25 protein-coding genes and 1 pseudogene are annotated in these 26,106 nt (G+C 54.6%); 15 read left to right on the top strand and 11 right to left on the bottom strand.

Annotated features, from left to right (window positions below; genetic code table 11):
* Positions 1-33: 33 nt before the first annotated feature.
* The 4 genes from pcaF to paaG all read right to left on the bottom strand — a co-directional run bounded on the left by pcaF (position 34) and on the right by paaG (position 4,195).
* Positions 34-1,239 (bottom strand): 3-oxoadipyl-CoA thiolase, encoded by a 1,206-nt coding sequence (gene pcaF, locus FE788_RS09970; protein ID WP_138380499.1) that lies wholly within the window; start codon positions 1,237-1,239, stop codon positions 34-36.
* A 22-nt stretch (positions 1,240-1,261) separates the two neighbouring features.
* Complete coding sequence (gene paaI, locus FE788_RS09965; RefSeq protein ID WP_138380498.1) at positions 1,262-1,762, bottom strand: hydroxyphenylacetyl-CoA thioesterase PaaI; 501 nt, start codon at positions 1,760-1,762, stop codon at positions 1,262-1,264.
* On the bottom strand, positions 1,759-3,276 hold the full coding sequence (gene paaH, locus FE788_RS09960) for a 3-hydroxyacyl-CoA dehydrogenase PaaH (protein ID WP_138380497.1): 1,518 nt from the start codon (positions 3,274-3,276) through the stop codon (positions 1,759-1,761). Before paaH ends, paaI begins: the two co-directional genes overlap by 4 nt.
* A 127-nt stretch (positions 3,277-3,403) precedes the next feature.
* Positions 3,404-4,195, bottom strand: coding sequence for a 2-(1,2-epoxy-1,2-dihydrophenyl)acetyl-CoA isomerase PaaG (gene paaG, locus FE788_RS09955; protein WP_138380496.1), 792 nt, complete (start codon positions 4,193-4,195; stop codon positions 3,404-3,406).
* 266 nt (positions 4,196-4,461) lie between these two features.
* Between paaG and paaN the strand changes: the two genes are divergently transcribed.
* From paaN to FE788_RS09930, 5 genes are all read left to right on the top strand, one after another.
* Positions 4,462-6,129, top strand: coding sequence for a phenylacetic acid degradation protein PaaN (paaN, locus tag FE788_RS09950; protein ID WP_138380495.1), 1,668 nt, complete (start codon positions 4,462-4,464; stop codon positions 6,127-6,129).
* 239 nt (positions 6,130-6,368) lie between these two features.
* Positions 6,369-6,809: a hypothetical protein gene (locus FE788_RS09945; RefSeq protein WP_138380494.1), complete on the top strand. Its 441-nt coding sequence runs from the start codon at positions 6,369-6,371 to the stop codon at positions 6,807-6,809.
* Between the two features lie 166 nt (positions 6,810-6,975).
* Positions 6,976-7,314 (top strand): hypothetical protein, encoded by a 339-nt coding sequence (locus FE788_RS09940; RefSeq protein WP_138380493.1) that lies wholly within the window; start codon positions 6,976-6,978, stop codon positions 7,312-7,314.
* 27 nt (positions 7,315-7,341) lie between these two features.
* Positions 7,342-7,602, top strand: coding sequence for a DUF6460 domain-containing protein (locus FE788_RS09935; RefSeq protein ID WP_138380492.1), 261 nt, complete (start codon positions 7,342-7,344; stop codon positions 7,600-7,602).
* Between the two features lie 114 nt (positions 7,603-7,716).
* A complete protein-coding gene (locus FE788_RS09930) occupies positions 7,717-8,295 on the top strand; it encodes a cytochrome b (protein ID WP_138380491.1) in 579 nt (192 codons plus the stop codon).
* Between the two features lie 106 nt (positions 8,296-8,401).
* Here the strand turns inward: FE788_RS09930 and FE788_RS09925 are convergent, their stop codons facing one another.
* Positions 8,402-9,838, bottom strand: a complete 1,437-nt coding sequence (locus FE788_RS09925; protein WP_210413881.1) for a pyridoxal phosphate-dependent decarboxylase family protein — start codon at positions 9,836-9,838, stop codon at positions 8,402-8,404.
* A 71-nt stretch (positions 9,839-9,909) separates the two neighbouring features.
* Entirely contained in the window at positions 9,910-11,352 is a 1,443-nt protein-coding gene (locus FE788_RS09920; protein ID WP_138380490.1) for an oxidoreductase, read from the bottom strand.
* Positions 11,353-11,628: 276 nt separating this feature from the next.
* On the opposite strand from FE788_RS09920, the gene FE788_RS09915 reads away from it, so the two are divergent.
* Together FE788_RS09915 and FE788_RS09910 are read left to right on the top strand one after the other, a co-directional pair.
* Positions 11,629-12,066, top strand: a complete 438-nt coding sequence (locus tag FE788_RS09915; RefSeq protein WP_138380489.1) for a MarR family winged helix-turn-helix transcriptional regulator — start codon at positions 11,629-11,631, stop codon at positions 12,064-12,066.
* 164 nt (positions 12,067-12,230) lie between these two features.
* Positions 12,231-12,779 (top strand): response regulator, encoded by a 549-nt coding sequence (locus tag FE788_RS09910; protein WP_138380488.1) that lies wholly within the window; start codon positions 12,231-12,233, stop codon positions 12,777-12,779.
* Positions 12,780-12,839: 60 nt separating this feature from the next.
* Here FE788_RS09910 and dnaJ read toward each other — a convergent pair whose 3' ends face one another.
* Entirely contained in the window at positions 12,840-13,973 is a 1,134-nt protein-coding gene (gene dnaJ / locus FE788_RS09905) for a molecular chaperone DnaJ (protein ID WP_138380487.1), read from the bottom strand.
* Positions 13,974-14,096: 123 nt separating this feature from the next.
* Entirely contained in the window at positions 14,097-16,010 is a 1,914-nt protein-coding gene (dnaK, locus tag FE788_RS09900; protein WP_138380486.1) for a molecular chaperone DnaK, read from the bottom strand.
* Between the two features lie 274 nt (positions 16,011-16,284).
* Between dnaK and FE788_RS09895 the strand changes: the two genes are divergently transcribed.
* The gene (locus FE788_RS09895; protein ID WP_138380485.1) at positions 16,285-16,791 is read left to right on the top strand and encodes a copper chaperone PCu(A)C; all 507 of its coding nucleotides are present in this window, start codon (positions 16,285-16,287) and stop codon (positions 16,789-16,791) included.
* Positions 16,792-16,974: 183 nt separating this feature from the next.
* Here FE788_RS09895 and grpE read toward each other — a convergent pair whose 3' ends face one another.
* A complete protein-coding gene (gene grpE, locus FE788_RS09890; RefSeq protein ID WP_138381356.1) occupies positions 16,975-17,643 on the bottom strand; it encodes a nucleotide exchange factor GrpE in 669 nt (222 codons plus the stop codon).
* Positions 17,644-17,662: 19 nt separating this feature from the next.
* Positions 17,663-18,703, bottom strand: a complete 1,041-nt coding sequence (hrcA, locus tag FE788_RS09885; RefSeq protein ID WP_138380484.1) for a heat-inducible transcriptional repressor HrcA — start codon at positions 18,701-18,703, stop codon at positions 17,663-17,665.
* 187 nt (positions 18,704-18,890) lie between these two features.
* Here hrcA and rph point away from each other — a divergent pair, with 187 nt between their 5' ends.
* From rph to hemW, 3 genes are read left to right on the top strand one after another with little or no spacing between them, the layout of a single operon-like run.
* Complete coding sequence (gene rph, locus FE788_RS09880; RefSeq protein WP_138380483.1) at positions 18,891-19,607, top strand: ribonuclease PH; 717 nt, start codon at positions 18,891-18,893, stop codon at positions 19,605-19,607.
* Between the two features lie 17 nt (positions 19,608-19,624).
* A complete protein-coding gene (gene rdgB / locus FE788_RS09875; RefSeq protein WP_138380482.1) occupies positions 19,625-20,263 on the top strand; it encodes an RdgB/HAM1 family non-canonical purine NTP pyrophosphatase in 639 nt (212 codons plus the stop codon).
* Positions 20,250-21,419, top strand: a complete 1,170-nt coding sequence (gene hemW, locus FE788_RS14285) for a radical SAM family heme chaperone HemW (protein ID WP_246057907.1) — start codon at positions 20,250-20,252, stop codon at positions 21,417-21,419. The genes rdgB and hemW overlap by 14 nt, the downstream gene beginning before the upstream one ends.
* A gap of 607 nt (positions 21,420-22,026) precedes the next feature.
* Here hemW and FE788_RS14385 read toward each other — a convergent pair.
* A pseudogene (locus FE788_RS14385) lies at positions 22,027-22,725 on the bottom strand (penicillin-binding protein activator); the annotation flags it as partial.
* A 141-nt stretch (positions 22,726-22,866) separates the two neighbouring features.
* Here FE788_RS14385 and rsmI point away from each other — a divergent pair.
* The 4 genes from rsmI to gshB all read left to right on the top strand — a co-directional run bounded on the left by rsmI (position 22,867) and on the right by gshB (position 26,049).
* Positions 22,867-23,742: a 16S rRNA (cytidine(1402)-2'-O)-methyltransferase gene (gene rsmI / locus FE788_RS09860; RefSeq protein ID WP_138380480.1), complete on the top strand. Its 876-nt coding sequence runs from the start codon at positions 22,867-22,869 to the stop codon at positions 23,740-23,742.
* Positions 23,732-24,124 (top strand): YraN family protein, encoded by a 393-nt coding sequence (locus FE788_RS09855; protein WP_138380479.1) that lies wholly within the window; start codon positions 23,732-23,734, stop codon positions 24,122-24,124. Before rsmI ends, FE788_RS09855 begins: the two co-directional genes overlap by 11 nt.
* An 89-nt stretch (positions 24,125-24,213) precedes the next feature.
* The gene (locus FE788_RS09850; RefSeq protein ID WP_138380478.1) at positions 24,214-25,101 is read left to right on the top strand and encodes a SirB1 family protein; all 888 of its coding nucleotides are present in this window, start codon (positions 24,214-24,216) and stop codon (positions 25,099-25,101) included.
* A gap of 3 nt (positions 25,102-25,104) precedes the next feature.
* Entirely contained in the window at positions 25,105-26,049 is a 945-nt protein-coding gene (gene gshB / locus FE788_RS09845) for a glutathione synthase (RefSeq protein ID WP_138380477.1), read from the top strand.
* Positions 26,050-26,106 lie beyond the last annotated feature (57 nt).

The raw sequence follows: 26,106 nt of genomic DNA, 5'->3' as shown, positions 1-26,106 counted from the left end.
TGTATTTTCCGATGGTTTGTTTCTTGTGGTGGCTCAGACTTTTTCGATAATCATGGCAATGCCCTGACCAACGCCGATACACATGGTACACAGGGCATAACGGCCTCCCCGGCGATGCAGTTCATACATGGCGGTGGTGACCAGCCTCGCCCCGCTCATTCCTAGCGGATGGCCCAAGGCAATGGCCCCGCCATTGGGGTTGACGTGTTCCGCATCGTCCGGCAGGCCCAGATCCCTGAGCACGGCTAGCCCTTGGGAGGCAAAGGCTTCATTAAGTTCGATCACGTCTATCTGGTCCAGGCTGAGGCCGGTCATTTCCAGAAGTTTTTTGCTGGCGGGGGCCGGTCCGAAACCCATGATACGGGGTTCGAGCCCCACGGTGGTCATGGCGACAACGCGGGCCTTCGGTGTGAGGCCATTGGCCGCTGCGGCTTTCTCGGATGCGAGGATCAGAGCACAGGCCCCGTCATTGACGCCGGAGGCGTTGCCGGCGGTAACAGTGCCGCCTTCGCGGAAAGGGGTCGGCAATTTGGCCAGTCCTTCAAGCGTGGTATTTGCGCGCGGATGTTCGTCCTTGTCCACAATGAGGGGATCACCTTTGCGTTGGGGAATGGTGACAGGCACGATTTCCTCAGCCAGTCGGCCGGATTCCTGAGCGGCAACGGCGCGCATTTGGGAATTATAGGCGAACTTGTCCTGGTCCTCGCGGCTGATGTTAAAATCCTCGGCCACGTTTTCGGCCGTCTCCGGCATGCTGTCGATGCCATATTGTTGTTTCATCAGTTTATTAACAAAACGCCAGCCAATGGTGGTGTCATAAATTTCTGCATTGCGGGAAAAGGCGGTTTCCGCTTTGGCCAGAACAAAGGGGGCGCGGGACATGCTTTCCACGCCGCCGGCAATCATCAAATCGGTCTCCCCGGCCTTGATGGCCCGGGCCGCAGTGCCCACGGCGTCCATGCCGGACCCGCACAGTCGGTTGATGGTGCTGCCGGGCACGGTCACGGGCAGACCGGCCAGCAGGGCGCACATGCGGGCCACATTGCGGTTGTCTTCGCCAGCGCCGTTGGCATTGCCGAAAATCACATCATCCACTTGTGACCAGTCCACATCGGGATTGCGTTCCATAAGCGCCTTCAAGGGAATGGTGCCCAGATCATCTGCCCGCACAGATGAAAGCGCGCCGCCATAGCGGCCGATGGGGGTGCGGATGGCGTCACAGATAAAAGCTTCGGTCATGTTAATTCTCCTTAAACTGCGCTTATTCGGAAGGGGGGAGGGCCTGTGCCTCAGGCAGAATGCTGTCTTTGGTGGAATGGGATTTGCCCCGGAATGTGGCAATCAGCCGGCCTTCCTGATTATGTATGTCAATGTCATATATGCCCTGACGACCGACGCCGCCCCGATACCGGGCTGTGGCCGTCAGCACATCGCCGGGATGGGCCGGGGCCAGATACTCGATGGAGCAGCCGGCGGCAACCGTGATGCGGTTGCCACTGTTGCAGGCATAAGCAAAGGCGCTGTCGGCAAGCGCAAAAATGGCACCGCCATGGGCAGAACCGTAAAAATTGGTCATGCGGTCGGTAACCGTCATGCGCATTTTTACATATCCTGCCGCCATTTCCAGCAGTTTCACGCCCAAAAGATCATCCAGGGTCTTGCGGGCTGATAACTCCCGGGCAATAGCCTCTACCAGATCCTTTTCGGCCGGGACAGCGCCAGTATCTACAGCGCCGGTATTTGAGGTGACGGGACCGCTCATACGATGTCCCTCTGGGCAATCACCGCCCGGCGCAGGAAGGGGGACAGACGATAGCGGTCTTCCCCGTAAAAGACTGCAAGACTGTCGATCACTTCGGCAATGTGGGAAAGTCCCACCTGCTGTGCCCAGGCCATGGGGCCTTTAGGATAGTTGACACCGTTTTCCATGGCGATGTCAACGGCTTCAGGCGTGGCGACGCCTTGATGAACGGCGTCTGCTCCTTCATTGGCGAGCATGGCCAGAGTGCGCATCACAATCAGACCCGGGCAGTCATCCACGATGCTGACTTGTTTGCCGAGCGCCTGGAAAAAACCGGCGGCGGCTTCATAGGCCGTATCGGTCAGCTGGTCGGCCTTGGCAATGGCAATGCGGCTCGCGGCTTTGTAATCCAATGCCAGGTCGAAGACTACAGTGGGTTCCTCGGTCAACACGGTCATTTCGGTCGCCGTGGCACCATTGGTCAGGACGACCAACAGGTCGCCAATGCGGAAGCCGGTTTCGGGACTGTCTTCTTCGTGCGTCAGTTTGATGCCGGCCTCCCGGGCCAGGTCGATAAGAGGATCGAGGATCGGGTTTTCACCCAGCACGGTGACTTTTTCGGGCGCGGGATAAGAAGGCGCGGTGTGCGGTTCGGCCTTTTTCGCCCCTTCGCGGTAATCATAATAGCCCTGACCGCTTTTCCGGCCCAGCCGGCCAGCGGCCACTTGTTCCTGCTGGATCAGGGAAGGTTTGAACCGCGGATCCTGGAAATAGGCGTTATAGACAGAGTTGGAGACCGCAAAATTTACATCATTGCCGATCAGATCCATCAGTTCAAACGGCCCCATGCGGAATCCTCCGGCTTCTTTGATGCAGGCATCGATGGTCGGGATGTCGGCACCGCCTTCCTGGAGAATACGCAGCGCTTCGCCATAGAAAGGCCGGGCCACCCGGTTGACAATAAATCCAGGCGTGGATTTGGCGTGGACGGCTTTTTTGCCCCAGGCCGTGGCAGTATCAAACACGGTTTCCGCCACCTTGGCGTCGGTCGCGAGACCATGGACCACTTCCACCAGTTTCATCAGCGGGGCAGGGTTGAAAAAATGCATGCCCACCAGATTTTCGGGGCGTTTCAGTGTAGCGCCGATTTCCGTAATGGAAATAGAGGACGTGTTGGAAGCGAGGATGGCGTCTTCAGCCAGAATATCCTCCAGTTCCCCGAATACCTTGCGTTTTATATCGAGATTTTCAACAATGGCCTCAATCACCAGTTTGGCTGGGGCCAGGTCTTGCAGCGTGTCGGCTTTTTTGATCCGGCCCAGTATGGCCGCCTTTTCGCCCGCCTCCAGTTTGCCTTTTTCCACGGAGCGGGCCAGGAATTTTTCGATCTGCGCCAGACCGCGTTCGATGGCCTCCTGCGACGTGTCGTAAATATAAACGTCATGGCCGGCAGTGGCCGCCACCTGAACAATGCCCGCACCCATGGTGCCGGCGCCGATTACAGCGATGGGGGAAGTCGTCGTCAAAGCAGTCATGGTCGAGTGAACCTCATTTTTCAACAGATTTATTTTAGATATAAAATAATAGTCTGCCCGAATATTTGTCGCACTGCAACAATTTCATGGACTTCTGGTTAGGCGGCAAAGCCGGTGCTGAGATGACCTATTCCCCCTTGAAGACCGGTTTGCGTTTTTCCAGAAAAGCAGCCACGCCTTCCTGATAGTCCTTAGTAAAACCGGCTTCTCGCTGCAAGTCACGTTCCAGGTCAAGCTGGGTGTCCAGATCGTTATCAAAGCTGGCGCGGATGGCTTTTTTGATGAGTGCCAGTCCCTTGGTGGGCTGGGTCGTGAAATGTCGGCCTAGCGCCAGAGCCTCATCCTTAAGCTTATCATCGTCCACCGCTTTCCAGATCATGCCCCAGCTTTCGGCTTGCTCTGCCGTAATAGCGTCCCCCAGCATCGCTAGCCCCATGGCGCGGGCCTGTCCTACGAGACGCGGCAGGGTATAGGTTCCGCCACTGTCCGGAATCAGGCCGATTTTGCAGAAGGCCTGAATGAATTTGGCGGATCGGGCGGCCAATACAATATCGCAAGCCAGGGCAATATTAGCGCCGGCGCCGGCAGCGACCCCATTCACGGCGCACAGGACCGGCATGGGCAGGGCCATCAGCCGGCGCAGAAGGGGATTGTAATTGGTTTCAATGGATTCGCCAAGATCCCGTGGGGTATCGCCCGGCGCCACGGAACGGTCCGACAGGTCCTGTCCGGCGCAAAAGCCACGGCCGTTGCCGGTCAGCAGCAGACAGCGCACAGTGCCGTCCTGTTCCACCCTGGTGAGGGCATCACGAACTTCTTCGTGCATCTGGGTATTGAAACTGTTGAGAGAGTCCGGCCGGTTGAGAGTCAAAACGGCCAGGCCGTCGGAGATCCCGAATTCAATGGTGTCATAAGTCATGAGGAGGGCCACCCTGTTTTGTCACTTGAATGCTTGGATTGGTCGTCCTGATAGTATAGCCTAAAATGACGGCCTGTTTCAGGTTTGGAATTTTTATTTTCTTGAATTGACCAACCGTTCGGTTTATTAATTTACATATTTAATGATATCGGTCAATAAAAAAGATATGCGGCCCGGGCCGAGAGCGCAGGCGCACGGTATTAAGGATCAGATCGGGACGATCGGACCGATCACAGGCTCTAGTTACATGCTCAGGAGATAAGAATATGTCAGCTTCACCCCTTTTCGAAAAACACAAGGACACCCTGGAAAAAGCCATTGCGGCCAGCCGCAGCCGGGAATACTGGACGGCCTATCCGGAAATGCCGAGCCCGAAAGTGTATGGCGAAGATGCCAACAAGAACGGGGAAGTCGCCTTTAAGGGATATCTTAACAAGGCTTTCGACCTTGACCTGCCCGGGGCATCCGGTACGGTTGGTGGGGAAAAATCACCTTACGGTTTTGATCTGGGCGTGACCTATCCCAAGGTGGATGTGGATCAGCTTGTCAGCGCGGTTGAGGCAGCGCGTAAAGACTGGGGCCGGGCTGATGTGGACACCCGCGCCGGAATCTGTCTGGAAATTCTGGATCGTGTCAATAAACGCAGTTTTGAGATGGCCTATGCCGTGATGCACACCACCGGTCAGGGGTTCATGATGGCGTTTCAGGCCGGCGGCCCGCATGCCCAGGATCGCGGTCTTGAGGCGATCGCTTATGCTTATGAGGATATGAAACGGACCCCGGCCATGGCCCACTGGGTGAAGCCCCAGGGCAAGCGGGATCCGCTGGTCATGGACAAGAAATTCACCATCGTGCCGCGCGGCATCGGTCTTGTAATCGGGTGTTCCACTTTCCCCACCTGGAACAGCTATCCGGGACTGTTTGCCGATCTGGTGACCGGTAATGGGGTGATTGTGAAACCGCACCCCGGCGCGGTATTGCCGCTGGCGATTACGGTCAAGATTGCCCGTGAGGTGTTAAAAGAAGAAGGGTTCGATCCCAATGTAATTACCTTGGCCGTGGATGATGCCGCGGCGCCGATCACCAAGGAGCTGGCGCTCAGGCCGGAGGTGAAACTGATCGACTTCACCGGCAGCAGTGCATTCGGCAACTGGCTTGAGGAAAACGCCAAACAGGCCCAGGTTTATACGGAGAAAGCTGGTGTCAATTGCATCGTCATTGACAGCACTGATAATTTCCGCGGCATGATTGGCAACATTGCCTTCACCCTGTCGCTATATAGCGGCCAGATGTGCACCACACCGCAGAATATCTTTATTCCCGAAGGTGGCATCGAGACCGACGAAGGCCACAAGAGTTTTGATGAAGTGGCTGAGGCCATCGCCAAGGGGGTGGAAAAATTCAACAGCGACGATGAACGGGCCGCTGCCGTACTGGGGGCCATTCAGAGTGACGCGACGATGCAGCGCTTGGAAAAATATGCCGCTGGCGACAATGTGCTGCTGGCGCCCCGTGCGGTGCCCATGAAGGGCTTTGACAATGCCCGGATCCGCACCCCCCTGATTTTGCGGGCGACCGATGACAGCTCTTATACGGAAGAGCTGTTTGGGCCGATTTCCTTTGTGGTGTCCACAAAGGATACCGATGATAGCCTGAAAACGGTTGAAGCCAGTGTTAAAAATCATGGCGCCATCAGCTTTGGTATTTATTCCACCTCTGACGAGGTGCTGGCCAAGGCGGAAGAGGTGGCCTGCGAGGCTGGTGTGGCCGTGTCTTTCAACCTCACCGGCGGAGTTTTTGTCAACCAGACGGCGGCCTTTAGTGATTTTCATGCCACCGGCGCCAATCCGGCGGCCAATGCGGCGCTCAGCGATACGGCCTATGTGTCCAACCGCTACCGGGTTGTGCAGAGCCGTTGGCATCCTAAGGGCTGAGCTGTCTTAGAAGACAGACTATTAAAATGAATAAACTAAAGAAGCGTTGTAATTGTCATACAATGCTTCTTTTTTTATACGCTTTGGGGTATGCTAAGAACATATTCATTGTATACGTACCTTTTATCTGTACCCGTAATCTTTATTTGAGCCATTTTGCACAAGCATGGCTGGGGCACATCGGAACGCCAGTTCCGATGGCCTCTTATTATCGACCTATGGGAAAAAGGAGGGTACAAATGTCTAGAATTTTCAAAACAGTATTGCTGATCATAATTGCAAGCACGTTTTCCACGGCGGCCATAGCCGCAGACCGGGCATATGACAAAAAACATCCCTGGCATATCACATTGGTGGAAACCAAACCCGGAATGTATGATGATTATCTGGCGGATCTGAAAAACGTCTGGCGCAAATTCATGGAAGAAGAGAAGAAAGCCGGCAATGTCCTGTCCTATAAAATGTTCAACATGATTGGAACGGACAAAGGACGGGCCAATCTTGTCCTGATGGTGGAATACAAGAACTGGGCGGTTTTTGACCGGTCCTATGATGACTGGGACAAGTTGATTGAAAAAGTCATGGGGTCCATGGACAAGGCCCAACAAGCCACCATTGACCGGGGCGCCTTGCGCACCATTCTGGGAGAGCGCATTGCCGAGGAGATCGTCTTTAAATAGACCTTTTTCAGTTTTTTTTCGGTCTTTCCCGAAACACTCAATCCTACAGTCCCCGACAGCATAAAGAAATCTGTCGGGGATTGTTTTTTGCGGGCTCTGTCGATAGTCTGTTCACAGACAATAATATTTTAATATCTTGCGCCGGTGGCAATGAGGGATCACGAAAATGCGTATCTTGGGTTTGGTGATGGCGTTTCTGGCTTTGGCGGTGACGTTTAGCCTAACGGGTTGCGATAATTTTGAAACCAAACATAAAAAAACGGTGGAGGAAAGATTGGTGGACGCCTTTGCGACCATGCCCGATGAGATGCGCCAGCGTATTGATCAGGTTGTGGCTGACAGTGACGCCAAGGCCTATCAGCAGGCCCTCAATGAACTGGCGCTGATTTCCCATACCACTCGCCTGACTGCGGCGCAAAAACGCGCCGTAGATGATTTAATGCGTCAATTACGCTATGACATGGAAGAAAAAGAACTTGCCCGCCAGCAAAGCAACGGGTCTTGAGACGCTGAAACCACCAGGGGATTGCCTTTGACCAAAACCACAGTGGGACTGATCTGGAAACTGCTTCTGGCCTCGTTGATCATGGGGCTGGTGCTCAGCTATTTTGATATTACCCCTGCGGAGCTGATCCGCGAAGTTCCGGAAACCATTGGTCATATTTTTGAGCTGCTCTGGAACGGGTTGCGTTGGGCCATAGATTACATTTTACTGGGGGCCGTGATTGTGGTGCCGGTCTGGCTTTTGCTGAACCTGCCGGGGGTTTTGGAAAAATTCCGGCGTCGAAAATGAAATCGCGAAAACTAAAATTGTGGGATCAAATACCGAAATATGTTTGTATTTTTCAGTTTCACTTCAGGTTATCCCCTTATCATGTATGGGGTATGAGTAGAAAGGGATAAGAAAATGACCATCCGGAATACTGAAACACATTACGGCCGTATGGCCATCTGGGTGCATTGGATCATGGCCCTGCTGATTGTGGGGTTATGGCTTGCAGGGGATTACATGCATGGCCTTCCGGCCACGACCCCGGAAGAGCGGGATTATAAGTTCGGGATTTATGCCTTGCACAAATCCTTAGGCGTCATCGCGCTGTTATTTATTCTGTTCAGAATGTATTGGCGGTTGAGCAATCCGGTTCCGCGTCTGCCGGAAAGCATGCGGGTCTGGGAAAAATATCTGGCCCATGGGGTGCATCTATTGCTTTATGTGCTGATGCTGGCGATGCCGTTGTCCGGCTGGTTCATGAGCACCACCTATAATGGCCAGCCGGTGGACGTCTTCGGGCTGTTCCAGATGCCCGTCCTGCTTGGTAAGGATCATGAGATGCATGAATTTTTTGAAGAGCTGCATGAAATTTCCGCCAAGCTTTTGTTGCTGGCTTTTGTTCTGCACGTTTTCGCGGCCCTGTATCATCACTTTATCAAAAAGGACAATGTCCTCATCCGCATGTCCCCGCGGGGGGAAAAAGTCGGGCCATAAGGGATAGGAGCAGACGAAACTATCGTAGGAGTCGGTTTTCTGCCGGCTCCTTTTTGATATTTCTGGTAGGTATTGTGCATTGTCCCTTGCAGGTTCCCGGCAAGGGTCAGGGCAGTTCCGCGCGAAGCGCCTTGATCGTTTCCAGCATGTTCCGCACGTCCTCCAACGTGGTTTCAGGTGTCATAAACACAAGCCGGAGCCAGCGCTTTCCCTTGTACATGGTAGAGGAAATATAATAATCACCCCGTTCCAGAAGCCGCTTGCGCAGCGTGAGTTGCAGCTCGTCATCCCCTGGCAGGCGGAAACAGACAATGTTGGTTTCCGGCATGACGGCAAGTTCAAGCGCCGCATCTTCTGCAATCAGCCGTGCCGCATCCTGGGCAAGGCGTACCCGATCCAGAATATAGTCCGCCATGGCCTTCTCTCCCATTGCCGCGAAGGCCATGAAAAACCGTAGCCCCAATGCCGCCTTGGTGCATTCCACATGGCGATGCAGCAAGTCATAACCTGGCTGATCCTTCTCATGGATCAGATAGCTGGCGTCTTGCATAAATGCCCGGTCAAGGGTGCGGTGATCGCGCACCAGAACAGCGGCACAGACCGCCGGGGTGCGCAGCATTTTATGCGCATCCCAGATTACGGAATCGGCCAAATGAATACCGCGGGTGAGAGGGCGCAACTCCTCGCACAGCAGTGCCCCGCCGCCATGGGCCGCATCCACATGTAGCCAGATCCCTTTGTCCCGGCAGAAGCGGGCGATTTCCTCCAGCGGATCATACAATCCGGCCGCTGTGCCACAGGCATTGGCGACTAAGGTTACGACTTTTTTGCCTTCTGCACTGAGCTGATCGTGAATTTCAGGCAAACGTTCGGCATCGACCCGGCCTTCTTTGTCGGCTGGCAGGGCAAGACAGTTGTCCTCGCCATAACCCAGAATGGCGGCGCTGCGTTTCAGGGAATAATGGGATTGTTCCGGTACCAGCAGCACCAGGTTGCCGGGGTTTCCCTTTTTCCAGAAGTCGGGAACCATATGGCTGCGCGCCGCCAATAGGGCTGTGAGGTTGGCCAGGGACCCACCATGGGTCAGCACCCCGCCGCCATGCTCCTGTGCGGCGCTTTGCGCACTGTCATAAGGCGCGGGCGTCCAGCCGATCCTTTTTAGCATCCAGTTGGTCATGAAGATTTCAATGGCGGTAGCGGCCGGCCCCATTTCATAGATCGTGCCGGGATTGTTGCTGAAACCGTCAATCAGCGAACCAAGGGCCCCGGTGGGATGGGGAGCCGTGACCTGATGCGCCAGATACCCCGGATGATGCAGCCGGGTGGTGTTGATCAGATAGGTTTTGAGAAAGTGTTCCAGGGTCTCGCCAGCCAGGCCGCCCTGGCTGAGCAGATCTTCCAGCTTCAGGGCATCGACAATGTCGCCCAGCGGTTTCTGATGAATGGCCGGATACGCCCGGCTCCTGGATTGTTCCAGAAACCGGGTCAGTTCCCGGACTACGATATTTGCATCTTCGGTAAAACCGGCATAGGGAGTGCTCACGGTATATCCTCGTTTTTGTGTTCTTGACGAGGAATACGGGCTTTTTTGCCTCAAGGCAAGGCGGCGCAAGACTATTCTGCGGCGGCGAGGGCCGCGCCGGGTCTGATTGTAACCGTATTGGACGGTTTGCTGGCCTTGCCGCTGCTGTCATAGGCGCGGATGAAGTACTGGTATTCCAGGCCTTCCAGCACCAGTTTGTCGGCGTATTTGTGGCCTTTCATGGCTTCGATGATCTTGACTTCGCCGCCTTCGGAACGATAGACATCATACCCGGCGGCCTGACCCGTATCGGGCCGACGCCATTTCAGATGGACGGTCCCGTTGTCATAGCTGGCTTCAAGAACCGGGGCTTCGCCGGTCCAGGCTGGCGCCTGCGCTGCCGGATCATCGGCCGGAGCCTGTTTGTGGTGTTTCGGCCACAGGAAGCAGGTGACTTCCTTGAAATTTTCATCCAGCTGTTTGCAAACATTGCAATAGACGCATTTGACGATATCGTCCTGGCGGTTCTCGGTCACTTTTTTGGGCCAGTCCGGATCCGCAAGAAGCTGCCGCGCCATACCGATCAGATCCGCATGGCCTTCGCGCAACAACCAGTTGGCGTCGGCGGGATCATTGATTTTTCCGACGGAGATGATCGGTACGTTATAGCCTTTTTCATTAATGAACTTTTTGATGCTGGAGGCATATTGATAATGCGGCAGTTTGGGAAAGGTGGCCCCCGGCATACAGCGTTCCCCGGAATATCCGGTATAGGGGTAGGGGGGCTGGCCTTCTTTTTTGATGGCATCCTCGAATTTGCCACCGACAGAGAGCGAGATATAATCCAGACCCAGCTGGGCCATGCGCAGGGCAATGAGACGGGAATCTTCCAGCGTGTAGCCGTCCTTGATCATTTCATCAGCCAGGAACCGCACGCCCACCGGATAATCATGTCCCACTTGGCGGCGCACTTCGGCCACCACATCCCCGATCATGCGCAGGCGCCCTTCCAGTGTGCGTCCGTCATACCGGTCGCGGCGTTTGTTATGACGCGACAGGAAGGAAGACAGGGTATAGGCATGGGCGGAATGCAGCTCGATGCCATCATAACCGGCCTCGCGCGCCCGGGCTGCTGCTGCCCCGAAATCCGCGATGATTTTTTTGATGTCATCTTCTTCCAGCATGTCAATGGTTTGCCGCCAGCCGGACCGGGCCACTTTCATAAAATGAATGATTTGCGGTACGATTTTGGAGTCGCTGGTGTCATGGACTTGTTGCACCAGATCACGATGGCCGGGGATAAATTTGTCATCGGAGAGCCGCAATAGCGGGCCGGATTTGGAGTGGTGGATCGCCATGGCCTCAACCACGATCAGGCCGACGCGCCCCTCAGCAAATCGCACATAGCGGTCAATAATGTCCTGATTGACATAACCGTCCTCACCGGAAAGCCGTGTAACCATAGCTGGAACAACGGTCCGGTTGGGTAATGTCATGCCATTGATGGTCAGCGGGCTGAGAATATTTGGCTGCATGTTTTGATCCTCCATTATGCGCTAAAATAACATGAGAGGCGGCATTCGCAAAGAAATATTTAATATATTAATTAATTATTTCCCTGATCGTCCTGTCATGTTGTCTGATGAAGCGGTTTCTTTGACGATTTTTGTATTTATCTCTAGGGAAACGGGCAGCCGGGCTTGCAGTTATTTCTTTGCGGCGGTAATCTGTGGATACCAAGAAGGGGATATGAAGGGATTTGGCAACAGAGTTCCGGCCCTGATCAGCGGACCAAGGGAAAACGACAATAAATGGAAACGCAAGATCCAAAATATTTGCAGCTCTGGATCAGGATGCTGAGCACCACGAAACTTATTGAACAAGATTTGAATCAACGGATGTCCAAACAGACGCCATTGACGTTGGCACAGTTTGACGCCTTGGTGGCTATTGATCGTGCTGGGGCGGAAGGTCTGACCATGACGGACCTGTCGCGGTCGCTGTTGGTCTCCAATGCCAACAGCACCGGTATGGTTGGACGTCTTGCTGAAAAAGGCTGGGTGGTGAAAAAGACTTCCCGCAAGGATCGCCGGGTGCAGACGGTAACCCTCAGCTCCAAAGGGCGCGACATCCTCCATGAGGCCATTGGGTATCACAAAATCTGGGTGGATGAAATTTTTGACATATTGTCAGAAGAGGAGGCTGATCTGGCGATTCGGTTGATGGACAAGCTTCGAAAAGATTTGTGAAACAGGGCCGCGATTTTGTAGGAGTCGGTCCTGCTAACTGAATCTGTGCCGTTAACCGGATCTATAAAGTTTCCCGCTCAGGCCGCAGATGGGCAAAGCGCGGTTAGGCCTGCTGGTTGTCCCCTGTAAACGAGACAAAGATGATAAAAACATAAAACTCTGTGATGAAAACATATGATCTCTCCACTCTGTCATTGATGGTGATTGATGACAATCAGAACATGATCAGCCTGTTGCAGGTTATGCTGAAGGCGTTCGGGGTAAGGCAGCTTGTCGTGGCACAAGGCGGGGAAGAAGCGCTCGAAATACTGAAAACCCATACGCCGGATATGATCTTGACCGATTGGCGGATGTCCCCCATGAATGGTGAGCAATTCGTCAAGGTGCTCAGGGCCGAAAAAAACTACCCAACCTGTTTTATTCCGGTAATCGCCGTCAGTGCCTATAGTGAATTGACCCGGGTGCAAGAAGCACGTGCCGCCGGGGTGAATCAGTTTCTGGTCAAACCGATTTCTGCGGAATCGTTATACCGTCGGATCATGTGGACCATTGAACAACAGTTTCAGTATCGCCTGTTGGATGGGCGGTATGTTCCGATTGTTGAAAAAATGGCTTTGGGAGAAGGGGAGGTTAAGGGACAGGGGGCTGATCCTGAACTCGGCCCTGAACTTAATCCCGACACCGGGGAAGACGAATCGGTCTGGATTTTCTGAGCTGCTTAGCGAGATCTTATGGGGCTAGAATGAATGGGGCATAGGGTGGCTCAATTCACTCTAGTCTGTCAGGTCGTCCCACAACTCCTTGACTTTGTTCAGAAATCCTGAGGATTCGGGACTCACATCATCGCCGCATTCATTAGCGAATTCCCGGAGCAGCTGTTTTTGCTTTTTGGTCATGTTGACCGGAGTTTCCACCCGGGTCTGGATGACCATGTCGCCATATTGGGAGGAATGCAGGATCGGCATGCCTTTACCGCGCAGTCGATATTGCTTGCCGGTCTGGGTGCCGGGGCTGATCTTCAACGCAGTTTTTTGACCGTCAACGGTCGGCACTTCGATTTCCCCGCCCAGCGCCGCCACGGTCATGGGGATGGGAACTTCACAGAAAATTGTCGAACCGTCCCGCTGGAAAATCGGGTGATATTCCATATGAATAAAAATATAAAGATCGCCGTTCGGGGCCCCCCGGCTGCCGCATTCGCCTTCTCCCTGAAGCCGGATCCGGGTGCCGTCTTCGACACCAGCGGGAATCTTGACGGACAGGGTTTTGCGTTTTTCGACTTTGCCGGCGCCGTGACAATTTTTACAGGGGCTGGTGATCACCTGCCCCCGACCCTGACAGGCGGGACAGGTTCGTTCGACCATGAAAAAACCCTGTTGAGTGCGAACCTTGCCGATGCCATTACAGGTCATGCAGACTTCGGGGGAGCTGCCGGCTTCTGCACCGCTGCCCTGACACTCGCCGCAGAGTTCGGCCCGCGGAATGGTGATTTTTTCCTCTTTGCCGGTAAAGGCGTCTTCTAAAGTAATGGTCAGATTATAGCGTAGGTCTGCCCCGCGTCGCCCCCGGTTGCCGCGACGCCCGCGGGAGCTTCCCATCCCGAACAGGTCTTCAAAAATATCGGAAAATGCCGATTCAAAGCCGCCAAATCCACCGCCACCATGATTGCCCATCCCGCCATTTTCAAAGGCGGCATGACCATAACGGTCATAAGCGGCCCGTTTTTGCTCGTCTTTGAGTATGTCGTAGGCTTCGTTGATTTCCTTGAATCTGGCTTCAGCTTCGCAATCACCGGGATTACGGTCCGGATGAAATTGCATGGCTTTCTTCCGAAAGGCTTTTTTCAGCTCTGCCGAAGAAACCGTGCGATCCACTCCAAGAATTTCATAATAACACTGTTTCGCCATGACTACCCCGATGACTACCCCTTGTCCCGTTCACCAATTACGGCCGTGCCGCCCCGAAAACGGGGCGGCCGGTCAAATCAGATCGAACATATACGCGAAGACGCGTTCACGCATGATGAGCTGTTATTTCTTGTCGTCGTCGACTTCTTCGAAATCGACATCCACAACATCATCATCGGAACCGTCCGTAGTCCCGGTGCCTTCGGCTCCGGCGCCAGCACCGGCGTCCTCACCCTGGGCCTTATAAACAGCTTCACCCAGTTTCATGGCCACCTGCTGCAGATTCTGCACGGCCTGGTCGATGGCCTCTTTGTCATCACCCGCAGCAGCATCCTTGGCCGCCTTGACGGCGTCCTCGATGGCGGTTTTCTCCTCGGCGGAAATCTTGTCGCCATGCTCCGTCAGCTGGTTCTCGACGGAATGGGCAAGGCTTTCCGCCTGGTTCCGGGCTTCTACCAGTTCCTTGCGTTTCTTGTCTTCTTCCGCATGGGCTTCGGCGTCTTTAACCATTTTCTCAATTTCTTCTTCACTGAGACCGCCAGAGGCCTGAATGCGGATCTGCTGCTCCTTGCCGGTACCTTTGTCTTTGGCTGAGACGTTCACGATACCGTTGGCGTCAATGTCAAAGGTCACTTCGATCTGCGGTACGCCACGCGGGGCGGGCGGAATGCCAACCAGATCGAACTGGCCAAGAAGTTTGTTATCGGCCGCCATTTCGCGTTCCCCCTGGAACACCCGGATGGTCACGGCCGTCTGGTTGTCTTCGGCCGTAGAAAAGACCTGGGATTTCTTGGTTGGGATCGTTGTGTTGCGGTCGATCAGACGGGTGAACACCCCACCCAGGGTTTCAATCCCCAGAGACAGCGGTGTCACATCCAGCAGCAGCACATCTTTCACGTCCCCTTGCAGCACCCCGGCCTGGATAGCGGCGCCCATGGCCACCACTTCATCCGGGTTAACGCCTTTATGGGGTTCCTTGCCGAAGAATTCCTTCACCGTTTCGATGATCTTCGGCATGCGGGTCATCCCCCCCACAAGAACCACTTCGTCAACTTCGCCAGCGGTGATGCCGGCGTCTTTGAGCGCGGCTTTACAAGGGGCGATGGTCCGGTCCACCAGATCCTTCACCAGGGTTTCCAGTTTGGCCCGGGTCAGTTTCATGGTCAGGTGTTTCGGACCAGACTGATCCGCAGTGATGAAGGGCAGGTTGATTTCGGTCTGCTGAGAGCTGGACAGTTCGATCTTCGCCTTTTCCGCAGCTTCCTTCAAACGCTGCAGCGCCATTTTATCATTGCGCAGATCAATACCGTTTTCTTTCTTGAACTCTTCAGCCAGATATTCCACCAGCCGCATGTCAAAGTCTTCCCCGCCGAGGAACGTATCCCCGTTGGTGGATTTCACTTCGAACACACCGTCGCCGATTTCCAGAATGGAGATGTCAAAGGTCCCCCCGCCCAGGTCATAAACGGCGATGGTCTTGCCGTCTTCCTTATCCAGACCATAGGCCAGAGCCGCGGCTGTGGGTTCGTTGATGATACGCAGAACTTCAAGTCCGGCAATCCGCCCGGCGTCCTTGGTGGCTTGGCGCTGGGCGTCATTGAAATAGGCCGGAACCGTGATGACGGCCTGTTCCACTTTTTCGCCCAGATAGTTTTCCGCGGTTTCCTTCATTTTCTGAAGAATGAAGGCGGAAATCTGACTCGGGCTGTATTCCTTGCCACGGGCTTCCACCCAGGCATCCCCATTGTCTGCCTTGATGATCTTGTAAGGCACCATTTCCATATCTTTTCTGGTGGCAGGGTCATCATAGGGGCGGCCAATCAGCCGTTTAATTGCAAAAAACGTATTTTCGGAGTTGGTGACGGCCTGCCGTTTGGCGGGTTGCCCGACAAGTCTTTCACCATCTTCCGTGAAGGCTACCATTGACGGTGTGGTGCGGCCGCCTTCGGCATTTTCAATGACTTTCGGTTTGGCGCCATCCATAATGGCCACGCAGGAGTTTGTGGTCCCTAAGTCAATTCCAATTACCTTACCCATTTTAATCCTCTTTTATTCGGCTGTTCCGAAAGACCATATAAAAGCACCTGACGGAACACCATATTTACCATCTGTAATAAAACTCTAGCCGCCTTTACAGGCCGATCGCGTTGTATGCAGCTTATATAAGTTGCTTTTTGAAGGCTGCAAGTCACCAGAGCAGAAAAAATGCTTTTTACGGCAGAAAACTGTATGTTTCAGAGGGCAGGAACCTGCTATAGAAAGATCAGATATTTCTGCCCGCGCGGGTATTTCAGGTCAAATAGGAGGTTTTATGCAAAAAATACGGTTATTACTGCTTATGGTCGTGGGAGGGTTGCTGATGCCTTTTGGGGTCCATGCCGAAGGGGAAAATATTGTCGTTTCAGGGGCTTGGGCGCGACCTGTGCTGGTGGCGGGGCGTCCGGGTGCCGTCTATTTTGATCTGCATAATCAGACAAATATGCCAGAGCAGCTTCTGGCCGTCTCAACCCCACTGGCAGGGCGTGCGGAACTGCATGTGCATAAAATGGAAAACGGGGTGATGAAAATGCGTCAGGTGACTGCGGTGGAAATTCCGGCCGGCGGCAGGCTGACCTTCCAGCCTGGCGGATACCACGTCATGATATTTGACGTGAAGGACAAGCTGTTGCCTGGTCAGAAATTTCCCCTGACGTTGACTTTTGAAAAGCACGCTCAAGTGACACTAGAGGCGGAAGTGATGATGAACCCGCCGGCCGCTTCCGAGGCGCAGGGCATCACCCCCCTCCCTCACCAGGATGGACACCATAAACACCATTAGAGTGTTTGGCGAATGGGGGACCGAGGCATCTATCCTGTTTTAGGTTTTTATTCCGGAGAGCCTGCGTCATGGCGCGCCATGTAATGACGATTCTATCCGATTGCAATTCACTCCAGCAGAGAAAAAGGCCGGTCGCGAGGTTTCGAGCCGGCCTTTTGGGTGAATATCATGTGTCTGAGGGGATCAGGCGGTGGTGTCCACATGCTCCTGGGACGGCTGCGCCTTGTCGCCGCCTTTGGCAACCCCCACCAGGGCCGGTCGCAACAACCGGTCTTTCAGGACATAGCCCACCTGCATGACCTGAACTACAGTGCCGTCCGGCTCGCCGCTGTTTGGCACTTCAAACATGGCCTGATGATAATTGTGGTCAAATTTTTCCCCTTTGGGGTCAATCTTACGGATGCCGTGTTTTTCAAAACTGTTGAGCAGCTCCCGTTCGGTCATCTCCACCCCGTCCAGAAGGGTTTTCATGGTTTCATCCTTTTCGGCACCCTCGGGCAGGCTTTCAAGAGCCCGGCGCAGATTGTCGCCGACGGAAAGCAGATCACGGGCGAAATTGGTAATCGCAAAATTGGCCGCATCCTGACGTTCCCGTTCGGCGCGACGCCGCAGGTTCTCCGTTTCCGCCACGGCCCTGAGCAGCTTGTCCTTGAGCTCGGCGATCTCCGCCTGTGCCGCTTCCAGAGGGTCTTTTTCAGGCGTTGTTTTCTGTGCCGGCGCCTCCGGATTTGCAGCATCAGAGGAAGCTTTCGCAGACGTTTGTTCTTCTGACATCTGTTTTCCTTCTGCCTGACTCTGTTTTTCCGTTTCGGCCTCCGGTTTTTCCGGGGTGTGATTTGTCGTCTCGTTCATATCCATACCAGTCAGTTTCCTAAAGAATGTTACCGATAACCTTGGCCGTATAATCCACCATCGGAATGATACGGGCATAGTTCAGTCGGGTCGGTCCAATCACGCCAATAACGCCCAGAATATTGTTGTTGGCATCCATATAGGGCGAAGCGATAACAGATGAACCCGACAGGGAAAAGAGTTTATTTTCAGAACCGATAAAAATCCGCACGCCTTCGGCTTCCCTGGCCAGATCCAGAAGGTTGACCAGATCCTTTTTGGTTTCCAGATCTTCAAACAGAAGCCGGATTTTTTCCAGATCCTCCATGGCCTCCAGATTCTCCAGCAGATTGGCCTGGCCACGGACAATCAGCGTGCCTTCGTCATGAGCATCTGTGCTCGTGCGTACCGCTAGTCCCTGTTCTACCACCTGCTGGGTGAGGGCGTCCAGCTCGGCTTTGTGTTGTTTCAGTTCCTCCTCAATGATTTTGCGGGCTTCGCTGAAGGTGCGCCCCACCATCCGAGTGCTGAGATAATTGCCGGCCTGGATCAGGGCGGATGGCGTCAGGCCTGCGGGAATCTCGATAATCCGGTTTTCCACGTCATCGCCTTCACTGACCAGCACCACAAGGGCCCGCCCCGATCCCAGATTGACAAACTCAATATGTTTCAGGGGGCGTTCCGCCTTGGGGGCCACGACAACGCTGGCACAATGGGACAGGCCGGACAACAATCCGGTGGCCTTGTCCAGAACGTCTTCCAGCCGGGTGCCGCTTTCATGGCATTTGATGCGAATGGTGGTGCGTTCCTCCTCGGACAGGTTGCCCACTTCAAGAAGGCCGTCCACAAACAGTCTCAATCCCGCTTCCGTAGGAATGCGTCCGGCGGAAGTGTGCGGAGAATAAATCAGGCCGCTTTCCTCCAGGTCCGCCATGACATTGCGGATGGAGGCCGGGGAAAGCGGCGGGTTAATCTGTTTCGACAGGGTGCGCGAGCCCACCGGGTCACCCGTCAACAGATAGGTGTCCACAATACGACGGAAAATATCCCGCGATCTGTCATTCAGTTTTTCCAGTAGCATGTTCCTGAATTTATTCTTCCCTCGGAGAATTTCAATGTCACTCCCGGTGAAAAATGCGTTTTACCTGTGGTTTTTCTGCGTTAGGTCTGGACGATGGGAACAGTTCACGTTAGAAGAACAGGCAGGAACCGAACAGCTTGACAGCATTAATGACCTTTTCACCGAAATATTCAGGAGACATATAATTATGCGTCCCTCCGGCCGTACCCCCGATCAATTACGCGACGTCAAACTGGAAAAAGGATTTTCCAGATATGCGGAAGGGTCCTGCATGGCCCGTTTCGGAAATACTCATGTGCTGTGCACAGCGACCCTGGAAGACAAAGCCCCGCCTTTTCTCAAGGATACGGGCCGGGGATGGGTAACGGCGGAATATGGCATGTTGCCTCGGTCCACACATCAGCGTATGGGCCGGGAAGCCGCCCGGGGCAAGCAGACCGGCCGCACCCAGGAGATTCAGCGGCTGATTGGCCGGGCCTTGCGCGCGGTTTGTGATCTTGAGGCCCTTGGTGAACGCCAGGTCCGCATCGATTGTGATGTGATCCAGGCAGATGGCGGTACTCGTACGGCGGCCATTACCGGGGCTTATGTGGCGCTTTATGAATGTTTTGAAAATATGGTGGAGCAGGGGCAACTTGAAACCATTCCCCTGAAGACCGAGGTTGCCGCCATATCCTGTGGCATTTACAATGGGGTGCCGGTGCTGGATCTGGATTATGAGGAAGATAGTGCCGCGGCAACCGATGCCAATTTTGTGCTTACCGGCGATGGACGTATTGTGGAAATTCAGGGCACTGCCGAGGAAGACCCGTTCAGTGAAGAAGAACTGTTGCGGTTGCTGCGTCTGGCGAAAATCGGGGTCGGGCAATTGGTGAGTTTGCAGCGGGCCGCAGTGCAAAAATAAGCTCTGGTAAAGATGTCATGGCTAGAAAGTTTACTCAGGACAAGCTTGTAGTGGCCAGCCATAATCCCGGGAAGGTGCGGGAAATTTCCGACCTTCTGAGACCTTACGGGGTGGACATCTATTCTGCGGCGGAACTGGACCTGCCCGAACCGGAAGAAACCGGCACCACCTTTATGGAAAATGCCGAACTCAAGGCCCGGGCTGCGGCCAAGGCGTCGGGTCTGGTGGCGCTGGCGGATGATTCCGGGCTTGTGGTGCGTGCACTTGACGGTCAGCCGGGCGTGCATTCGGCCCGGTGGGCGGTGCGCCCGGATACTGGCAAGCGGGATTTTGCCTATGGTATGGAAAAGTTGCACCAGTGCCTTGAGGAAAAAGGCGTGGATAAGCGCCATGCCCATTTCAGTTGTGCGTTGAGCCTCGCTTGGCCGCCAAGCCGGGAGGAGCCGGAAGGGCATGTGGAAACCTTTGAAGGGCGGGTGTTCGGTGTGCTGGTCTGGCCGCCGCGTGGAGAAAGGGGGTTTGGCTATGACCCTATATTCCGGCCGGACGGGTATGAGATTACCTTTGGAGAAATGGAGCCCGCGGAAAAACATGACATCAGCCACCGGGCGGATGCCTTTCGCAAACTGATCAGGGCCTGCTTTGAAAACGCATAAAACCCAGATGCCGCCTCTTGCGGTGTATGTGCATTGGCCGTTTTGCCGGTCCAAATGTCCTTATTGTGATTTTAACAGTCATGTGCGCGCCCGCATTGACGAAACAGCCTGGGCCGAGGCGTTGTGCCGGGAACTTGATTATTTTGCCACTTTTGCCGGGCCGCGCCGGGTCACCAGTATTTTTTTTGGAGGCGGTACACCGTCCCTGATGTCGCCGACCACTGTCGGGCGGATTCTGGAGCGTGTTGGGAATCACTGGCAATTGGAGGAGACAGTAGAAATTACTCTGGAAGCCAATCCCACCAGCGTGGAAGCGGGCAAATTCCGGGATTTTGCGGCTGCCGGGATTAACCGGGTGTCTCTTGGTGTTCAATCCCTCAGAGATGCGGATCTCAAGGCGCTGGGCCGGGAACATGACGTTGCCGAGGCCAGGACGGCCATCGACTTGGCACAAAAATATTTCCGGCGTCACAGTTTTGATCTGATTTATGCCCGCATGGGACAAAGCCTGTCCGACTGGGAACAGGAATTGCAGGAGGCTCTGGAGCTGGCGGTGGACCATTTGTCGCTGTATCAGCTTACCATTGAACAGGGCACCGCTTTTTACAATGCCTATCACCGGGGCAGGTTGCGCCTGCCGGAGGAAGAGGTGGCGGCGGACATGTATGACATTACCCAGGATATCTGCGCAGCAGCAGGACTCCCGGCTTATGAGATTTCCAACCATGCCAGACCCGGCGAGGAAAGCCGGCATAATCTCGCCTATTGGCGGTACGAGGAATATCTGGGCATAGGTCCCGGCGCGCATGGCCGGCTGTCCATGGGAGAAAAGGTGTATGCCTTGTCTCAGAAACGCAAACCGGAAGACTGGCTGAGGCAGGTAGAAGCCGATGGGCACGCCACAGAATTTTTGGAGCCCTTATCCGCGCTGATGATGGCGGAAGAAATGGTGATGATGGGGTTGCGGCTCAGGGAAGGCGTATCCCTGAAAGCCGTGGAAAAGCGTATAGGACGCTCGATCAGCGATTTTCTGGATCAGACCCGGCTGGAAAATCTTGTGGATCAGGGCCTTCTGGACTGGCGGGACGGAACTCTTCGAACGACGCGTCGGGGCCGTCCGCTTCTGAATGCTCTTCTGAGGCAGATTCTGGCATAAGATCATCTTCCCGAGGACGCATAAATGTCTGTGGGGCGGGGCTGACCATGGTAAAGCCCTCAGCGGAAATTTCATAGACCGCCAGCCCCCTGTGACACAGCCCGTCTTCGCTAAAGCGGAATAGTCCGTCTATACCCATAAAGCCAGCCGGATCTGTCAGGAGGTGATCGGAAAAATCCGGGATGGGACGGGGACGAACCAGGGTTGCGACCAGAGCCAGGGCATCATAGCCGAGCGTGGCCAGACGCGGAGCTGTTTTGCCAAAAGTTTTTTCATAGCGTTCCAGAAACCGATTGGCCTGCTCACGGGCAGGGGCAGCGTACCAGCCTCCCCGGAGAGGCGGTTCATGGCGCAGGGTTTCATCATCCCACAGGCCAGTTCCCAGGAATTTTACCTTTGCCGGGTCCACCTCGTAATAGGGCAGAAGTGGCGCCAGAGTGCGCAGTAGCGCACCGCCTTCTGGAATCAGAATCGCGTCATAATCCACATCCCCTAGGGTTTCCAGATGTTTGATTTCGTCCAGAAGGTCCCGGGCAAAGTCATCCTCTCCCAGGGATTCCAGAAATTCCACTTCGTCAAGATATTCCCGGCGGCGCTGCTGATAATTGGCAATTTTTTTGACGGGCTCAAACAATTCGCTGGCGATCGGTTTGTAGAATTCCACCGCTGTCATTTCCTTGCCCAGCTGGGCAACTGTCTGGCCGAACACTTCCAGCACGCGACGGCCATAGCTGGTTTCTGGGATCAGGGCGGCGAAACGCTCATGTCCTGACAGCGCTGCAAAGTGGAGAATGCGCCGGACCTGTTCCTCGGGACGGAAACTCAGCAGATATACACCGTTCCCGGCCACAGTATGGTCAGTGGAAAACCCGATGATTTTCACCCCCGCCTTTCGGGCGTCGTCCTTTATGGCGCGAATGTTGTCGGCAAATAACGGGCCCAGAATGATGTCCACCTTTTGCTCCAGCAGGGATACGAAGGCCCCCCGTGCCCCCGGTTGGGTGCCCCGGGTGTCTGCGGGAATGAGCCGTAATCGTTTATCGCGGGAATCAAACAGCGCCATTGTTGCGGCGTTAAACAGGGCTTCGCCGACAACTGAATTGGGGCCGCTGAGCGGCACCAGCATGCCAATCCGGATTTCCTGGCGAATCTGGTCCCTGTCCGGGGTCTCTTGCTTCGTGTCCTTCTGCCGCGGCGGCGCTTCATCCCGCACAAGAGGGGTCGGTTTGGGACCGCATCCCTGCAGGCCCAACAGGCCTACGAAGAGAAACAGGATGATATTTGGTAGCTTCCTTATAGAGATCATGTTGGCGGTAGGGCTCTGTATAGATTCCGAATTTTCTGTTTTGTGCAGTAAAGACTTTCATAACCTGCCAATAAATACTTTAATAGCCTGTATGAGTGGGCTAGGCTAGCCTTGAATTACGGCAAAGTTGTGAATCCTTGCATGGAAGCATTTGAAAAAACAGATAAAAAAATTACGCCGGGGCTGTATGTCACGGCCACGCCGATTGGTAATTTAGGAGATATTACCCTCAGGGCCCTGTCTGTGTTGCGCCAGGCGGATGTCATTGCCTGCGAGGATACGCGGGTAACGGGGAAGCTGTTGTCCAGATTCGGGATTGAGGCGCGGTTGGTGGCCTATCACGATCACAATGCAGACCGGGTGTTGCCGCAGCTTCTTGACCGTTTGGCGCGGGGGAAGAAGGTGGTGCTGGTCAGTGATGCCGGCACGCCACTGATTTCCGATCCCGGATACCGGCTGGTGAAAGCGGCCCGGGATTCCGGCTATTATGTTACCAGCCTGCCCGGGGCCAGCGCGCTTCTGGCGGCGTTATCCAGTGCTGGCTTGCCGACAGACCGTTTTTTGTTCGCCGGTTTTCTGCCGGGGAAAACCGCGGCGCGGCGCAAAGTGGTGGAAGAATTGAAAAGGCTGGCGGCCACGCTAGTATTTTATGAGTCCCCGCACCGGCTTGCAGACAGCTTGCGGGATCTTGGCGACATATTGGGAAATCGTCCGGCGGCGGTATGTCGGGAATTGACCAAATTATACGAAGAAATCCGCCAGGATGGCCTTTATGATCTGGCGTGCCATTATGCCACGGCAGGGGAACCGAAAGGGGAAATTGTCCTGGTGGTTGGGCCGCCAGAGGCGGTACAGGCCACGGAGGATGATCTGGATGAGGCGCTGAGATCGGCGCTGAAAAAACTGAGTGTCAGGGAGGCCGTGGCGGCCGTTACCTATATAACGGGGCGCCGCCGCAAGGAAGTGTACCGCCGGGCTCTGGAGCTGGCGGGGGAGGCTGAGGAGCATGAGGTCTGAGGCGAACAGAAACAGGACTTATCGGCGGGGAATATGGGCCGAAAACCTAGCTATTCTGTTTCTCAGACTTAAAGGCTACCGAATTCGCGGGCACCGTTTTAAATGTCCGGTTGGTGAAATCGATATTATCGCCGAAAGCCGCCGGTGGATCGTATTTGTTGAGGTCAAGGTCCGGCCTACACTTGCCCAGGCCGCTGAGGCCGTGACCGGACGCCAGCAACGCCGCATTAACCGGGCGGCGGAGTGGTATCTGGCGCATCGGGTCGGGGTAAGGGAGCGGCGCGAGGCGGCTTTCTGCCGGTTCGATGCCATCCTGATGGCGCCCTGGCGCTGGCCAGTGCATGTGAAAAACGCCTGGCAGATGGAGCAGGACATGGTATGACACGGAGCATGACACGGATATTGTACTGCATGGCGCCCCGCAGAACAGGATGAAAACGGTTCAGGAAACAGGAAAGGCAGCACCAAGGGATGACGGGAAACAAACGCGATCATATGGCCTATCTGAAGAAAGTTGGCACTCTGCCGGATGAGGAGGTTGACCTGGCTCATACGGCTCTTGTGCTGGCGGCGCTAGACCGGCCGGGCGTTGCGTTGCAGAAATATCACCATCACCTGGAAATCCTGGGCCTGGATCTGGCCAATGATGGTCATGCGGCGCAGACAGCCGGGGAGCGGGCGGAAGCATTATCCGAAGTGTTGTGGCGACGTCATAATTACGAAGGCAACGAAAAATTTTATGATGATTTACAGAACGCGAATCTGATGTCGGTGATCGACCGCCGGTTGGGGATTCCGGTGACACTTGGCATTCTGTATATTCATGCGGCCCGTTCCCGGGGGTGGCAGGCGGAAGGCGTTAATTTTCCCGGCCATTTTCTGGTGCGCGTTTATGGTCTGAATGACCAGGCAATCCTTGATCCGTTTCATGGGGGGCGGTTGTTGACGGCACGGGACCTGCGGGCGATGATTCGTGCGGTTGGCGGGGAGAAAGCGGAATTGGAACCGGCCTATTATGCCGCCGTTGAAAACCGCCGGGTTCTTACCAGAATGCTCAACAACATTAAAATCAGATGCCTGCAAATCAGTGACCTGACAATGGCCTGTGACATCCTGGAACGGATGTGTCTTATTGATCCTGAGAAAATCGAACATACATATGAGCTGGGCATACTTCAGGCCTATCAGGGCGAGCTTGAGAAAAGCCGGCATATTTTGCGAATCTGCCTGGACCGGTTACAGGACCGGCCTGATGGGGACAAAATGAAGAAACATGTGCTGGAAACCTTGCGAGATATTTCCCGCGCCCATAAACCGGATATTGTTGCGTTAGTCAGTAACGACCATGAAAAGGAATAAATTATGAGTTTGTCCGTAGCGATACAGATGGACCCCATCGAAAGCATCGACATCAACGCCGACAGCACCTTTGCCTTGGGACTGGAGGCGGAACGGCGGGGACATCGACTGTATCATTACTTGGTCAATGATCTCTCTTATGAGAATGGCCGGGTTCTCTCGCATGTCCGGCCGCTGACTCTGCGCCGGGAAATCGGCAACCATTTTTCCCTGGGAACTCCGCGCCGTCTGGATCTAGGGGCCGAGACCGATGTGATCCTGATGCGTCAGGATCCGCCCTTTCACATGGGATATATTACCGCCACTCATCTGTTGGAACTTATTTGCAACGAGACGCTGGTGGTCAATGATCCCGTTTCCGTGCGCAATGCGCCGGAAAAAATCTTCCTTGCCAAGTTTCCCGAGCTTATGCCGCCGACTCTGATCACCCGCAACGGCCGTGATGTGGAAGCCTTTCGTGAAGAATACAAGGATGTGGTGATCAAGCCGCTTTATGGCAATGGTGGTAAAGGTGTTGTGCGGGTCCGTGATGATGATGAAAACATGAAAAGCCTGATTGAGCTGTTTCAGGATTTTTATGTGGAACCCTTCATTGTTCAGAAATATCTGCCCGAAGTGCGTCAGGGCGACAAGCGGATCATACTGGTGGATGGGGAGGCTGTGGGAGCCATCAACCGGGTGCCGGCCAAAGGCGAAGCCCGTTCCAACATGCATGTGGGCGGCCGGGCGGAAAAAACCGAGCTAACCCAACGTGAGATGGAAATCTGCGAAGCTATCGGTCCCACCTTACGGGAACAGGGGCTGATTTTTGTGGGGATCGACGTGATTGGGGATTATCTGACAGAAATCAATGTCACCTCGCCCACGGGAATTCAGGAAATCGAACGATTTGACGGCACCAATATTGCCGCCATTATCTGGGACGCCATCGAAAAACGGGCCTCCTGAGGGGGAGACACAGCGGGCTGTTTTTTCGTCATTGCGTTCTCTTCCTTGTCATCAACA

It is taken from the genome of Luteithermobacter gelatinilyticus (assembly GCF_005849285.1).
GTDB lineage: Bacteria > Pseudomonadota > Alphaproteobacteria > Sphingomonadales > Emcibacteraceae > Luteithermobacter > Luteithermobacter gelatinilyticus.
The sequence above is the reverse complement of the archived record's forward strand: the minus strand, read 5'-3'. Positions and strand labels throughout refer to the sequence as shown.